We start from the raw sequence: 16,229 nt of genomic DNA on the forward strand, positions 1-16,229 counted from the left end.
CAAAGTTGAATAAAAAATTCCCCCATAGACGCTATGGAGGAATGTATCGGTTATGTTGTTATATTAAAAATAAACAACAATTAAGAGACTTTCTCTTCTAACCCTTGTTTTTCCCATACTTTAGCTTTAAAGGTCATTAGTACTAAAACAACACCAACACCAATGCTAAATAATGCAATTTGTAAGTATAAGTTAGGGATTTCATCAACATTGTTCGGATCGAAATTACCAGCAAGTAAACCCGCAATAATATTACCAATCGAGTAAGTTAATACAAATACACCCATCATTTGACCAGTGTAACGTTTAGGCGATAACTTACTTACAGCACTTAATGCTACAGGGCTTAAACAAAGCTCACCCACTGTATGTAAAAAGTACGTAGTAACAAGCCAGTAAGGCGCTACTTTTAAGCCTTCAGCTGCGTAATGAGCCGCCATAAACATAACTAAAAAGCCTGATGCCATGATAATTAAACCAATTGCACACTTAACGCTATAGCTAGGTGATACTAAGCTTTTAGATAAGTTAATCCAAAGCGCTGCAAAAAATGGCGATAAAGCAATAATAAACAGTGAGTTTAATGATTGAAACCACGTTGTAGGGATTTCAAAAGTACCAATAAGGCGGTCAGTATAATCGCGAGCAAATAGGTTTAATGAAGAACCAGCTTGTTCAAAGCCAGACCAAAAACATGCAGATGCAATACAGACTAAAAATAGTGCCCACATTCTTTGTTTTTCGGCATCTGTTAATTTACCTGTAAAGTAAATAACACCAAAATAAACAAAAAAGATAATAGTAAATACAACAGCTACGTACCCTGCAACCACTGTTGGATTGATTACAATTGCGCCGGTCATTGCAGCCGTAGTAACTGCAGCCGCTGCAATTACAAACGCAGCAATACCAACCCATGCGCGAGAAGTGCCTTTAGGACCTAATGGATTTGCTGGTAAAGCGCTATGCTCTGGTAAGTTATTAAGTGAGCGCTTATATTGCACCAAACCAATAGCCATACCAACAGCTGCTGCACCAAACGCCCAGTGCCAACCTACGTTTTCCATAAAGTAACCACAAACGTAGTAACCAATTAAAGAACCTAAGTTAATACCCATGTAGTAAATAGCGTAACCGCCATCACGACGCTCATCAGCATCACTGTATAGTTGGCCTACCATTGCGCTGATATTTGGTTTTAGCAAACCAGTACCTGTCGCTACAAATATCAAGCCAATGAAGAAAGAATAATCATGTGGAATAGCCAAAATGATATGACCAATCATAATGATTATACCGCCATACCATACTGCTTTTTGACCACCAAACAATCTATCTGCTAGCCAGCCACCTGGTAAACCTAAAAAGTATACCGCACCTGTGTATAAACCATAAATTGCAGCAGCTGAGGCAACAGTAAAGGCTAAACCTTCTTCTTGTAAGCTTGCTGTCATGAATAATACGAGCATAGCTCGCATACCGTAATAACTCATTCGTTCCCACATTTCAGTGAAGAACAATGTTGAAAGTCCTTTAGGGTGGCCAAACCAGCCACTATCTGGAGCTGAACTCATATTTACTTCCTAACTTTAAGTATTGTTATGATGGCCTTATAATTTTTTGCTTTAGCTATTTTAGAATTTGTAATCACTAAAATGCTCGACCATCAGTATATTATTTGTAGCTAAGATAATGATTTGCTATATGGCAGTAACACCACAAGGTAAGAGACACACCCTTATCCTAGTTACAATTGCGCTCAAGTATACATATACCTTAGTGCTAGGGGAAGTGTTCGCGGTGTATCACCTTATGCCAAGTTAAAACTCAGCATAAGGAACAATAGGGGTGCCTGGAAACTCAAGTGTTCCGTACACAGGATTAAAGTAGTAACGTATATAAAGCTGACCAAAATTTGGTTCGTAAAAGTCAGAACGATCGATGGCTAAGTAACCACCAAAGAACCAATTCGGCGTTATTCTATACTCAAAACTACCTTCAAGATTATATGAAACACCAGAACTTGTTTCACCTTCAAATACAGGATCAACACCTGTTATTGACTCTCTATCATATGCAGCTATTTGCAAATCGCCATCATTAGGGAAGAAATCAATAGATTGAGTTTTTGTTTGCGAGTACGAAACACCTGTTTTTAATCGATAAACAAAATCATCGCCCCAACGCGCGTCATAAGTGAGTGGCACAGATAAACCTACATAGTTTTGTGGGCTGTAATAACCACCATGGCCCCATGTTTCTTCACTTAAATTATACTTGTATGCCCAATGTAATAAGCTAGCGCCTGCGGTAAATTCACGCTCTTGATTGCTAATTACACGGTAATAAGTACCGCCCATCATACGATAGCGTTGGTTGTCTTTTACATTTTGGCCTTTATATAGGGTAAAGTCGGCGCTTGACCAAAAACCCCATTTTCCGCCTAAGTCGTGTGATACATTAGCCGTTAGGCCTGTAGAGCGTACACCACCCCAAACTTCACCTGTTTTTACATCTTTAAGACCTGCATAAGAAAGTACCGAACTTGTAACTGGGCGTTTTTCAAGTTCTAGGCTGTATCCAAAATCGCCAAAACTGTCTGCGTAATTTACACCCCATACAATATCTTCAATTAAAAAGCCAAGTGGAGTTGTACCTACATCTACACGCCAGTTTTCGTTTTGCCAACCAATACCTACATCTACACCACTTTCCTCAGGTGTCACTTCATCGATTGAACAAGTGAAAATACATAAAGCACCTTGTCCATAGCGGCTGCCAGCAAATTGCTCATCAAAGCGCGTTGTTTGTGCGCTAATAGTAGTTGGGTCTACTTTAATAAACCCTTGGCCTTGCCAAAGCGGAAAGTAAGCTTCAATCGGGACTAAGCCCGCACCAAGTGTTGCTTCGCTTTCGGTGCTTGTTTGCCCACTAAAGTTAACACCAATAGCAATGTATGCTTGGTTTTTGTTTTGCTCGTTTATTAGCTCTCTTTTAGCACCGTTTACATACCATTCATCGTTTTCGTCTATTTTTGAAAGCGCTCCGTAAAGCTCTTTTTCATTTAATGTACGATTAGGAAATAGGGTTTGCGCGTACCAAGATTGTGCTTGTTCGGTTTCGTTGAATTTGCTGGCTACTTGAGCGCCTAGATAACGTAATTCTTGATCGTTGGGTGACTTTTCAACAAGTTGCTTAGCTAAATAAAGTGCATCCCCTGAGTAATTAAACTCATTGAGAGATGACATGATTTGGCGTTGCAAATAACCTTCTTGCGATGTGGTTTGCGTAATCGCTTTTTGCGTAACTTCTTTTGCTTGAAAGTCGTCCCCAAGTTCTATGTATGCATTAGCAATAGCGAGTAGTGCTTGAGGCTCTATGGTTTGTTTATTTTGCACTTTTTGCTGATACAAAATAACGGCCGCTTCGCGCTGTTCAAGTGCTAAATTTGCATTAATAAGGGCAGTAGTTGTTGCTGGAGTATTTTTATATTTTTGATCCAGCTGGTTAAGCTTAGCGATTAAATCACTACCATTGTAATACTGAGTAATATAGCTATTTTGTAGTTGTACATATTGAGTTGTTTCGTTTTCAGTTGCGCTCTCTGGTAATACGTACTTTTCAAACCATTGCTTCGTTTTATTTTCATCACCTTGCTCTAAAAGCCACTCACCATAAAGTGTATGCCAATAAGCAGAAAGAGAAGGCTCAGCTTCCAGTGCTTTGTTTATAAGTTTTATAGCGTGTTTTTTTTCATTAATTCGATACCAGCTTCGCGATAACTCTGCCTGCATAGCGGGTGTTAAATTTTGTGCCTCTAGGTTGCTTAAATGATAGATTGCAGTGGCTTTATCTTTAGCATCAAGGTGGCGCTCACTTTGTGTTAAAGACTCATTAAGTTGCAGCTGCTGTTCAAGCGCAATAATGTCTTTATCTCTGGATTTAAATGGAATGTACTGCAATGTTTTAATAGCACCTTGATAATCATCAAGGGATCGTAAAAAAAGCGCGTGGCTGTAACGAATCTGAGGGTTTAACGGAAATTGCCACAGCACATTATTAAATAAAGCGCGGGCCTCTTCTGTCAGCCCCTTTTGTTGGTATATAAAGGCTAAATCGTAGTATAACCAAGGCTGTTCTGGCGCTATTTCAATAGCGTCTTTTAATACTTTTTCGGCTTGCTCTAAATCTCCCGACTGTGCAAACGTATTTGCCTTTGCGCGGTACTGACTACTTAAAGATACAGAATAAGATTCTTTAATTAGTTTCTTTTGATTAAACGATAAGCTGTTATAAAAAGAGGTTAGGGCTTTTTCATTTTGCTCTAATTCAGCTATTTCAAGTAGGCCTATTAAAGCGCTGCTATTAAGTGGATCACTTCTTAAAACAATTTGATATGTAAGCGCAGCCTGTGAATATTGCCCTTGAGCAAATTGTAATAAACCTTTGTTATATATTACTGTATTAGTTTCTTGTTCTAAGGTGGATGCTAAATCAAGCTTAAGCTTAGCCGTTTTAAATTCTTTATTATTAATGGCATTTTTAGCTTCGCGTATATAAAGCCAAAGCTTAGCTGTTTTTGCTAATTCTTGTAGTGTTTCACGTTCAGCGAACTCAGTTGTGTACTTTTGTGCACGAGTAAAATATTGATACGACTTTTGGTTTTCACCAAGGCGTAAATAGAGTGTGCCAAGGCTTCGCATTATAGCGCCGTCTTGCGGTCGGCCTCTTAAAGCTTTTAAAAGTAAAGGCTCTGCGGCAGCAAGTTTATTTTTCTCAAGTAATTTATCGCCTCTTACCCAAAGTTGATAGGCGGGGTCGGCAAGAAGTGTTTGACGTTTTTTATAATCTTTTAGAAAATCTTGGTATTGTAATTCACCTTTACTACTAAAAGGATAAAGAGTGAAATAGCGCTGATACTGCTTAACTGTATCATCCGTTAAGGGCATTTCTAGCAAAGCACTAAGCCAAATATATTCTACTTCATTAATAAAAGTAGGGCCTGCGCCATATTTACTTAAAATATCAATCGCTTTTTTATCTGTCAGATTACGTCTAAGTAGGTGACGGGCATAAGCAATTTCTATCTGCGCAATACTTGGGTAGCTTTGAGCTAATTTATTATAGCCTTTTTTAACACTTTCCCATTGGGAGCTATCTTGTCCATACCAGCTTAAATGCTCAAGCTCGTAATCTAATGTAGGATAGACGTTTTTAAAAATATTATTATAGATTTCGCGAGCTTGTTCATAACGACCCGCGCGAGCCAATAATTTAGCTTGCTGAATTGAAGATTTGTCTTTTCCTTCAGTACGAGAAAGGACTTTTAGCTTTTCAACGCACGGAGCCTGTTTGGTAAGCCCATTATCTATTTTACTTAGTAATTGGTTGGCTTTCGCTGATTCGCCATTGGCAAAATCATAACGCGCTACTGCGCACTGTGTTTCTATGCGGGCAGGGGCAATAGCGACTAGCTTTCGCAAGCTATCTTCAACTAGTTTTTTATTTTGCTGTGCTTCACCAATACCTATTTGGCTTAGTAACCAATCAACAGATTGCGTATCAATATCGTTGACTGTGTTAGCGCTTAATCCAGAGCTAAGCGCTAATGTGCAAGCGAGGGCAAACTTTAACGGCATTCAGTGCTCCATACCGGTTGTAGCGTCCCATCTGCTGTAATTGAAAAACGCTTATTTAAAGCACTTGTACCAAACAAGTTAAGTACGCTGTCGTAATAACGAGTCTGGGTAAATGATTTATCAATCATTAGTTTTTGCTGGATCGCCATTACTGTAGAATTGTCGTTATTAGTCGCTAGTAAAGGTAATAGAGCTGAGTTAAAGCCTAGAGGGCCTCTTTTTTCAGATTTTCCTGATTTAGCAAAAGTATTTAAAGGCACGTAACCACGTTTATTAATTGTTTCTATAAAAGGGTTAAATTGCGCTAATAGCTCTTTTTTATAAGGCGCGTTGTCTGCCATCATACTTGCCCATAAATATACTCTAATAGCGTTGTAACTGCCCAAGTCGCTCGTTTTTTTATCGTAATAAAAGCCGTTATTTGCATCAAACATTACCCAGTCAGGGCTAACACCTTGCTTTGCTGTATCTAAAATCAACTTTGCTGAGCCTTCGTGCAGTTGATGCCAAGGCGAGTGTGGATAAAGCTTTTTAAACTGCTGATAAATAAATAACGGTGAGTAGCTTGGGTTTAACTTAAAACGCTCATTATCAAATTCAAAACCAGTAGGGGCGGGTAGTAATGATAAACCTAGGCCCGAAATATAGGCGGTTTCTTCACGCATTATTCGCTTCGCAAGTACGGCTGCTAATATGCTGTAGCGGCGGTCATCCCAAAGAATAGCAGCTTGCGATAAACTGTATGCTATCCATAAGTCAGAATCAGACGCTGGATTTGAATCTAAAATTCCGCCAACATTTTGATTGTTAACACCCCATTGCCATGCCGGTAAACGAGTGCTTAAATCACCCTCTGACAAATGTTCTTGCGTCCAATCCAGGACTAGGTCAAACATTGCTTTGTCATTTGCTACGACAGCAAAAAATAAGGCATAAGATTGGCCTTCAGAGGTTGTGATTTTTTGCTCACTCCCCAAATCAATAACGCGACCATCTTGGCTTATAAAGTTACTTTTAAACGTTTGCCATGCATCCCATGGTTGGCATTGCTCTATTTGTGCATTGGCATTAAAGGTAAATAATGCAATCACGGTAAAAAATACATTAATGAGTGACTTCATTACTTATCTCCTTCAGCTAAGCGCTTGTATGTTAATGCTTGTAATAATCGCCATATAATAAATGAGATCAGCAGTAGTGTTAAAATAGACAAGAGTGCCAGTACAAATGGGTGATCCGATAAATGGAACCAAATTAGGGTATGCACAGGAATGTGACCAACAAAATATTGTTCATCAGTTTTAATTGTCTTAATGCCTTGAGAATTTATGACCGCAGCACTGCCTTTAATTTGCGCAAGAGCTTCTGAACTCATTAACGCATCATCTAGTAGAGTAAAGGCTTTTTGTGATGTTGCACTAAGCGATACAATTGAACGCTCTGAATCAAACGGTGATTGAAAGCCAGTAATAACGGCCATATCACCACTACTTTTTATACTTACTTGGACTTTATCTGTTGTCTGCTCATCGTAAGCACCATTGTATATGGCTTGTTTTATAGCGCGCTGATTATTATCAAGCAGGATATTGGTTTGCGCATCTTCATCTAAGTTATTAGCAATGCTATTAGGTGTTGCGATTACTAAGATGTCTTTATCATCTAAGTTGGCATCTTGATTTAAATGAGCAATGCTTATTCTATGAGCTGGGTAGCCAGTAATAGCACCAAAGTGGCCTGTTAAATTAAACAATACAGATAGTGCTTTAGGTGATGGAACTTCATCTATCAATACTAAAGTTTGTTGTAAGTCTGCGTATTTCGTAAATGGGAATCCGCTGTTTGCAAATACATTTAAATCAGGTAAAGCCATGTAATGATCAAACCCACTTACGTCAATGTTAGAGTTTCCATCAATTACCCCGTACTCGCCACCAGGTGGAGCAACGGCACATTCGCCTTTTTTAAGTACTGCAAATCTAAAGTCAAAATTTAACTCATTTCGGCTGGCAAGATTAATACCGTCTAATGAAAAGTCTTCAGCGCTTTGCGTTGTGTCTGTATTAGCAATTAAAGGCAGCAACGTTTTAGCGGTAGTTAACGATGTGTCTTTTTTATCAAGTAAAAAACCACTTATAAATTCTTGGTTTATTAGCATGTTCAAACGTGAATTTAAGGTTTCGCTCTCTGGCGTATTACGGTATTGCAAAGTAATAGGAATACCTTTTTCACGCCAAGTAAATAAATCAGGTGCAAAACGAACATTTAATTTTATAGGGCCGTTGTTAAGACCCTCAGCTTGTAACTGAGTTGGGTAGTCAATAAGCTCGTCAAAGTGCACGGGACGATCGTTTCTTAGCCATCTCGGCGCATCATAAGCTTTACGCAGTGGGAGTTTGTTAATAGCCTCGATGCTTGCACTTCGGCCAGTCATAATTTTATGACCAAATACAAGACCAGTGACCGCTGTTTTTAAGTCTTTTTCGTCACGCCCCAAAATTAACAGCATTTTATTGTATCTGTGAATAGGGCTTGAAATTAGCTCGACGGTTGGCTTTTCAACATCTGGATAATCTTTTAAAAAATCAGGTTTTGAGTCATTAGTAATAAACACCACACTGTGCTGCTCTGGTGCTTTATTTAAAACTACTGGAAAGTTAGCGCCACGCCAGTCAGCTTGTGCGCCAAACCAACTAGATAAAGTGGCTGCAGCTTCTATTGCTTGTGTATTAGGTGTGCTTGCAAATACAAAAGGTAAGTTTAATTTGTTGTAATCTTTAGCATCAAAAAATGGTTCTGGTAAATATTCAAGGCGGCTATCAATTGCTAACTGTTTTTGATCAAGCGTGATGTGGCTTGATTTGTTTATTTCAGTCCAAATTGAGCGGCTAAAGTAATCTTGGCATCGTAAGTCGTAGTAGCCAACTAGTTCAAAGCGAATTTGGTTGTAGTCTTGAATGTATTTAGCATTTAGGTCTAGGCTATGACTTACCGTATTTTTTACAATACTTAATTGCTCATTAATAGGTAAAACAGTAACTAAGTTATCGTTAAAATAAACTTTTAAATGCGATACATTAGCCAGCAATGAAGGTGAGTTGGTGTACGAAAAGTTAAGCTTTAGATTAGTGCTTAATTTATCAATTCTATTTGTGAAATCGACTCGAGAATTATTATTCACGCCGTCGAGTTTATAGTCGTTAAACCCTAACTTTTCAAAGCTAAGACGTAAACTAGAAACCTGAGCGCTCTCAGGGTAGCCATTTACAAACATAGTTTTGTCGTGCATAGGCTCGATAGCGAGCACTTGATATGCGCTACTAATAAGCAACAATGTTAGAAATGTATTAAGTAACTTTTTAATCATAATTATTATGCACTATCGGTTTTTTTGGAGTAAATGAATTTATGTAAATGACGGTATTAGTCATAAACTTAATTATTGGTTGTAACGCTCTTGGAGCATGAAATAGTAAATTACTAAAGCCCCGTAAACTTGTTTTTTGCACTTCTTTAAAGCTATACGATGGACGGTCATGTCTAAAGTTATTTTGCCAATCTAGCCATGCATCTGCTCTTGAAAAAGTACATTGTATAAAAGCTCTTTGTTTTTCTAGCGATAAATCTTTAAGTGTAAGGCCAATTTGTTTTTTACGGGTATTACATACATAAGTTGTAAACGAAAATTGCTTGTTACCGCGACTCATTAATAATTCAATTTTATCGTTAACGCGGCATAAATGTGCGTGTTCAGTCTCTATACCTACACCGTTATCTGAATAATCCGTTATTTTTACTTTTAAAGTATGACCATTTGCTAAACGAACGCCGGCAGGGAAGTTTGCTTTGATACGATGCGAGTGCCTAACTTGGCGTGCTTCGGCAGCAACCGCAACCGCAGCGCCTAAAATAATAATATTATAAAAAGCCCAACCCATACTTATTATCAGTACGCCAATCTGGCTTGAGTCACCTAAAAACAGACGTAATATACCGACTATTATGCCTAGTAAATTAATAAGTAAGAGAATTAAATACGGTTTAGAAATACCCCAGTCGTAATGCTCTTCATCATTTAAACCGCCTTTTTCGGTTACGTTAAATTTACCCTTATTAGGATTAAATAAAGCAACGGTTGTTGGTTTTAATATGTACCAAGCAAGTACTGATTCATATACCTCACCCCAGAAGGAGTAACGGTATTTACCTTGAATGCGTGAGTTAGTTGCTTTTATTTGAATTAGTGTCGGTACCACATAGATAAAAATAGCGATAAAAGGGGCATAAATTATGTAGGCATTAAAATATATCAACGCTAAAGGAGCGGTTAAAAATACAATACGAGGAATACCCGAAAGGAAATGCAACATTGCGTTTATATAACATAATCGTTGAGGAATACTTAAACCTTTACCCATTAACGGATTATCAAGTCTAAATATTTGCGCCATACCACGCGCCCAGCGGATACGTTGACCTATATGCGCTGATAAACTGTCGGTAGCAAGGCCTGCGGCTTGTGGAATGTTTATATAAGCTGTTTTATAACCAGCGCGTTGCATACGAAGAGCCGTATGTGCATCCTCAGTTACTGTTTCAAACGCAAAGCCGCCAATATCATCAAGTGCTGCTCGTTTTAATACGGCGCAAGAACCACAAAAGAAGGTTGCATCCCACATGTCGTTACCGTCTTGAATAAGTCCATAAAACAGCATGTTTTCGTTAGGAATTTGGCTGTGGTTATTAAGGTTTCGCTCAAATGGATCGGCTGAGAAAAAGTGATGCGGTGTTTGCACTAAACACACTTTACTGTCTTTTAAAAACTGCCCCATTGTCATTTGTAAGAACGAGCGAGCAGGAACGTGGTCACAGTCAAAAATTGCGATATATTCGCCATCGGTATAGCGCATAGCGCTATTCATATTACCGGCTTTAGCATGATTGTTATCCGAACGCGCTAAATAACCCACTCCAATTTCGGCTGCAAAATCTTTAAACTCTGAGCGCTTACCATCATCTAATATGTAAACATTTAGTTTATCGGCTGGCCAATCGATACTTAAAGCCGCGAGCGTAGTGGGCCTTACAACGCTTAACGGCTCGTTATAAGTTGGAATATATACATCAACTGTTGGCCACAAGTCAGTGTCTTTAGGCAAAGGAACTGGTTTTCGTTCAAGTGGATTAATTGTTTGAAAAAAACCTAAAATAAGCACAAGCCAGGCATACGTTTCAGCAAGTAATAAGCCCCCACCTAGCGCAAGTGCAAGCGGGTCATCCCAGTTTAAAGTTTCAGTGTAACGCCACCATAAATAACGAGAAGACGTAGTTACTGACAAGGTGATCATGACAATGGTTGCCATTTGGCCTTTTACTCGCTTAAGTGCATACGCAACTAATAAAATAAAACTTATAAAAACGGCTTGAGCTTCCAAGCTAAAAGGAATTGTAATGAATATTGCTAATAAAAATAAAATAAACGCGAGGATGACGTATTTAACTAATTTATTTTGCCATACACGCGCATCCGCCATGGTTTTAAACGCACTTTTTTTAGGGCCTTTTTTGTTTTTTGATAGTAGGCGCTTTAATAATCTACCTAACTTTAAATCAAACCAACGTAATTGCCTTAAAAGGTAACTAACGCCATCATAAAAATAATTAACCGCATCTTCTTTTACAGAACTCGGTTTAAGCTGGTTTTTAAAAAATACTAAAAAAATACTTTGGATAACAAAGCGTAATATATTTGAGTAAATATAGGTTCGATAAGGCAACCTTAAATGAGGGTAGTAGTCATAAAGGGTAAACTCAAAGCTGATTTTATGCTGTTTAATGTTTATAAATAGCGAGCTTAAAAGTGTAATAAAAGGCATTAAGAAAGCTTCAATTACATTTACTTTATGTTGATTAAAGTAGCTGTGAAACTTAAATAATATGTACCGAACTAACTTATCAGTAAATAAAATGCTCAGCAGCAAGTATAAAGTACAGTGGATAGGGCGCTGATAAAATAATGTAATACTCATTTTATAAGGCTACTTTACTAACTAGCCAACCAGCTAGCGTTTCAAAGTCATCATTTGCGACACTATATGGCGCGCAGTTAAGCGCTACATTTCTGTATGCGGTTGACTCTTTAATAACTTCGTCACTGTTAATAAAAAAAGGAGCCATAAGCGGAAGCGTTGATTGCCATAGAGAAAACAAGTCAAATTCTAGCGTAGATGCAGAGTTATATCGGTTAACTAAAAAGTAATGCTTCCAGTCGGTATCTGAATTTTTGAGTGTTTGTAGGCGCCTATAAATTAAGCTGTGACAAATAGCATCACAATTTACCAGTTCAATAACAATATCTTTTTTTTCTAACGGATAATGAGAAATATTAATATGTGAAGGGCAGTCAAAAAGCACCCAAGCTTCGTTACTATAATTTAGGTTTTTGCATTTATCGACCATTTTAGTGATGCTATTGGTGCTCGTGTCATCACTATCACCAAATGGTAAAAATACAATGCCATCGTTATCTTGGTGAAAATGCGCAATTGCATCTTCAAAGCTTGCTTCATTACTCCAGCCTTTGGTGTATTTCCATGGCAAACCAAAATGTAAACCTAAGTCACTTTTTGCATCTAGATCGATTGCAATAACATCAACGTCAGATTTTTTTAGTACGCACGCTAGGTTTGCAACCACAGAGGTACTGCCTAAACCGCCTTTGACACCTTTAATGAAAACTCTTTGCAACTGATGTTTTACCTATTGTTAATTGAACTAGCTTACATGTTTAGTTCGTTGTTTATTTCTTTAAGTAATGCGTACTTATTAATTGTATTATTATTTTGCTGCTTGTTTACAATTTCTATGTAGTCATCACTTTTACCACCAAAACGCAGTGCAAGGTTTTCTATGTCGCTTGATGTTAACGTTTGTGAGTTTTTAGATGTTAAGTTGTTCATCTTTACCTTAACAGTTACGTTAATTATTTTGATTAAATGTGGACAATATTTGGCTATTATATATAGAATAACGGTTAAAACTAGTAAAAAAGTATTTTTTATAGGGCGTTTTAAATGCATAACTTTAACATAACGGGATTAGAGCCTGCTGCAAAAGAGTTAAAATGGGCTTCAAGTTACGCTGTTTTAGCCCCTTTAGACAATTTTTCAATCGAATTGGCGTTACATTCAATTAACCAAAGCTTGGCTAATGATATATATATAGTTTCCCAAGAGATTGAGTCATTTTTTGATTCTTCTTTTTCTGCACCGTTAAACTATGCTTATGAACATAATCGAGTACATCCTTTTTCGTTGGCCCCAGAAACACAGCATTATTCAATTGAGAAAATTAATTCAGGTATTATAAAAGAGATAAGTGCTTATAAACGTCTAAACGAAGCGCTCATTTTTGTTCATTTTAATACAACACAGTTAAACAGTGTTGGCGAAAAAAGCTTAAAACTGATGATGAATGAGTACAACGATTTTGTTCGTCGTACCGGAGCTACATTACTATTTTTATTATCTGGGCCTGATATTGCTAACTACCGTTTTTTAGTTAGACGATTAAATAATGTATTTGATGGGCTGGTTTTTGTTGATAATGATTCTGCAATGCGAGTTCTAGAATATGATTATTGGCGCCATAGCACGGGTGTTATTGCTGGTGAACATTACCCGTTATTATTAAGTAATAATCAGTTTGTTGTTCAAAAGGGAATAATAAGCGAGAGCAAAGCACCTAAAAGTTCAGACTTTTCCGATGAAGACGATGTTTGGCTTGTGCAAAGTGCGGTGCCCGAAGGTACTAAATTACCAATGCACTATAATAGTGTAAAAGATAATAATGACTTATTTAATAAAGGCCCAAAGGTAGAAGCAGCCACCTTAATTTTTGCAGTAACGCGCTACACTGATTTAGCGTTATTAGGTAAGCAGTGTTTTGAACTTAGAAAAAACTGTGGGCGCTGGTTAAAGCTTGTTATTCAAAATGTTGATGGTGTAATTCGCCATCAAGATGAATGTTTATTTTTAACATTGGGTGTAAACCTTATTCTATATAGTTTTTCAGAGCCTTCTCGGTTGCTCTCACAAATTCAATCTATTCAAGGTTTTCAGTTTTCTAGGCCTTTACCTCCCTCAGTTGAGGACGTATTGAAATACACCGAAAACACTTTTTCGAAAGGATATTTACCTTTCATTGAGTTTACAAAACAAGTAGAAATTCATAGTGACTCAGCCGTTAATTTAGGTGTGAGTGGTGTGCTAGTAAAGCTTGAATTACTGCCACGAATCGACCCAATACACCCTTTGCATTTATTTCATATTAAACGCGAAGGTGATGTATTTAGTATTGCAGATAATACAGTTTATTTATATTTGCATGCTTGTAGAGAGAATGACGTTGATAATGCGATTAAGCATTTGTTTAAATTAAAAACAAGCGATTTTTTTGTACAGCAAAATGTAATTTCTGATCACTTTTACATTCAACAAGAATGTAAACAATTAAGGCGTTTTTATAAAGGTAAGAGTGTTGTAGATTTCTCGCAAAAACTTGCCGAGAATGATAGCTATAAATTTGCACCTGATATAGCAAACAGCGTTACTGAAAATATTAACACACCTGAATTTTCTAGCAAAAGCCGCCCAGATGCTAAGCCTTTTATAATGAAATTAAGAGATAACTTATGAGTATGAATCAGCTTTTGATTACCGTGTTTCTTGCAATGGTGCTTGGCGCGGTGCTTTGTATGCTAGGCAAATACATTTTATCTCAAATAACAAAATATTATTATAAGCTTACTTTTAAACATGAAGTACTAGAGCCTTATACACCAAATACAGTAAAAAAGGATAAGAAGTGAAATTATCAGGTTTAGGGGTTTGGAACCTTTATTTTTTAGTTAAGTTTGCTCTATTTTATTATGGTGCAATTGATTTTAACGTATTAACTAATGCGGCTTTTGCTGCGTTGCTTGCGATTAAATTTAAACAGCCATTAATAGAGAAGGCAAAACATATAGTAGGTGCTGTGTTTGCTGTGGTATTACTTTACCAAGACTCATGGTTGCCACCAATAAACAGGTTGACTAAACAAGCGGGTAACGTTCAAGATTTTAGTTTTGGTTATTTTATTGAGTTATTAACCCGTGTTATTAATACTGATATGGTATTGGCTTTGTTCGTAATTAGTGTATGTTTTTGGTATACATCGCAATGGATACGCTTTACAACAGTCACTATCGTTGGGCTGTTAGTTGTAGGATGGCAAGGGGGTAACTCTCAATCACAATTTGTTAATAATGTGGCTAACCCTGAGCCGGTTACACAGAGTCAAAGTAATCCTCAAACACAAGTGATCACTCAGGCAGCACAATCTCCTGATCAAAAATTAGCTGATTTTTATCAACAACAAAGTTTATTAATGAGTCACTTTCCAAGCCAGGTAAATGGTGAACTGTTTGATGTAATTATTTTGAACATATGCTCAATGGCTGTTGCTGATTTAAATGCTATTGGTGTAAGTGTTACTGATATGTATAAAGACTTTGATGTGGTGTTTTCAGACTTTAACTCGGCTACATCATACAGCGGACCAGCTGCGGTAAGGCTACTGCGCGCTAGTTGTGGCCAAACTAGTCAAACGGCATTATTTAAAGAGGCACCTGAACAATGTCACTTGTTTAAAAACCTAGAAAAACTAGGTTATCAAAATAATGTTGTGATGAATCACGACGGACATTTTGATGAGTTTAAAGGTTTAATAAATAAGTACGGTGGCCTAGATAGCACGCCATTTAATATCGATTCAATGCCAGTGGCGCTTCGAGGTTTTGATAATAGCCCTATTTACTCAGATGAAGCTGTGCTGGATGGTTGGTTAGAGCAAGCTGATGATTGTAAGCCGTGTGCGATGTACTACAACACCACAAGTTTACATGACGGTAATCAGCTAGAGAATCAACCAAGGGTGAACAGTAAAGAGACATACCCAATCAGACATAAAAACTTGTTTGCTGATATTAACCAATTTGTAAAAAAATTAGAAAAGCGTGGTCGCAACGTTATGTTAATGATAGTGCCTGAACACGGCGCTAACTTAAAAGGTGATAAAGTACAATTTGCAGGATTACGTGAAATCCCTAGTCCTGCAATTGTGTCTGTACCTGTAGCGATTAAATTTATAGGCCCAGACGTACAAAACTACTCGCAAATTGTGGTTGATGATTCAACAAGTTACTTTGCGCTTTCAGAGCTGGTAAGTAAGACGCTGCAAACTGATGTGTTTGGTGGGAATAATAGTGTTGCTAATTTACTTGAAAACCTACCTAAAGCACCTAAAGTTGCTGAAAATGAAGGCACAATAATGATGTATGTTAACCAACGACCATTCATACAATTAGATGGTGGTGATTGGTCAGCTTACCCACAAGGTAAGTAGTCTCATAATAAGATTTAATAAACAGCACTGGTATAGTTAAATATAGATATCAGTGCTGTTTTTCTTCGTTTAATTACATCCCACCCTTTGGCTCTAAAAGCTGTTTTGTCCAAAAATGTTTACAATAAACTACCTTCTCAAAGC

At 37.4% G+C, this 16,229-nt stretch carries 9 protein-coding genes; 2 read left to right on the forward strand and 7 right to left on the reverse strand.

The genetic code is table 11. From position 1 onward, the window contains the following. Positions 1-80 precede the first annotated feature (80 nt). The 7 genes from GQR52_RS15610 to bcsR all read right to left on the reverse strand — a co-directional run bounded on the left by GQR52_RS15610 (position 81) and on the right by bcsR (position 12,598). On the reverse strand, positions 81-1,574 hold the full coding sequence (locus GQR52_RS15610) for a peptide MFS transporter (protein WP_165729042.1): 1,494 nt from the start codon (positions 1,572-1,574) through the stop codon (positions 81-83). 246 nt (positions 1,575-1,820) lie between these two features. Continuing rightward, a complete protein-coding gene (locus tag GQR52_RS15615; RefSeq protein ID WP_165729043.1) occupies positions 1,821-5,639 on the reverse strand; it encodes a cellulose synthase subunit BcsC-related outer membrane protein in 3,819 nt (1,272 codons plus the stop codon). Continuing rightward, on the reverse strand, positions 5,630-6,760 hold the full coding sequence (gene bcsZ, locus GQR52_RS15620) for a cellulose synthase complex periplasmic endoglucanase BcsZ (protein WP_165729044.1): 1,131 nt from the start codon (positions 6,758-6,760) through the stop codon (positions 5,630-5,632). Before bcsZ ends, GQR52_RS15615 begins: the two co-directional genes overlap by 10 nt. After that, the gene (bcsB, locus tag GQR52_RS15625; protein WP_165729045.1) at positions 6,760-9,006 is read right to left on the reverse strand and encodes a cellulose biosynthesis cyclic di-GMP-binding regulatory protein BcsB; all 2,247 of its coding nucleotides are present in this window, start codon (positions 9,004-9,006) and stop codon (positions 6,760-6,762) included. Before bcsB ends, bcsZ begins: the two co-directional genes overlap by 1 nt. Continuing rightward, complete coding sequence (bcsA, locus tag GQR52_RS15630; protein WP_165729046.1) at positions 8,999-11,668, reverse strand: UDP-forming cellulose synthase catalytic subunit; 2,670 nt, start codon at positions 11,666-11,668, stop codon at positions 8,999-9,001. Before bcsA ends, bcsB begins: the two co-directional genes overlap by 8 nt. Position 11,669: 1 nt before the next feature. Beyond that, positions 11,670-12,386 carry a cellulose biosynthesis protein BcsQ gene (gene bcsQ / locus GQR52_RS15635; RefSeq protein WP_165729047.1) on the reverse strand — a complete coding sequence of 239 codons (717 nt, stop codon included), beginning with the start codon at positions 12,384-12,386 and terminating at the stop codon, positions 11,670-11,672. 32 nt (positions 12,387-12,418) lie between these two features. Then, on the reverse strand, positions 12,419-12,598 hold the full coding sequence (gene bcsR, locus GQR52_RS15640; protein ID WP_165729048.1) for a BcsR/BcsP family cellulose biosynthesis protein: 180 nt from the start codon (positions 12,596-12,598) through the stop codon (positions 12,419-12,421). A 114-nt stretch (positions 12,599-12,712) separates the two neighbouring features. Between bcsR and bcsE the strand changes: the two genes are divergently transcribed. Next, positions 12,713-14,335: a cellulose biosynthesis protein BcsE gene (bcsE, locus tag GQR52_RS15645; RefSeq protein WP_165729049.1), complete on the forward strand. Its 1,623-nt coding sequence runs from the start codon at positions 12,713-12,715 to the stop codon at positions 14,333-14,335. A gap of 169 nt (positions 14,336-14,504) precedes the next feature. Beyond that, positions 14,505-16,085: a cellulose biosynthesis protein BcsG gene (bcsG, locus tag GQR52_RS15650; protein ID WP_165729050.1), complete on the forward strand. Its 1,581-nt coding sequence runs from the start codon at positions 14,505-14,507 to the stop codon at positions 16,083-16,085. Positions 16,086-16,229 lie beyond the last annotated feature (144 nt).

It is taken from the genome of Pseudoalteromonas sp. 31A1 (assembly GCF_011378815.1).
Classification (GTDB): domain Bacteria; phylum Pseudomonadota; class Gammaproteobacteria; order Enterobacterales; family Alteromonadaceae; genus Pseudoalteromonas; species Pseudoalteromonas arctica.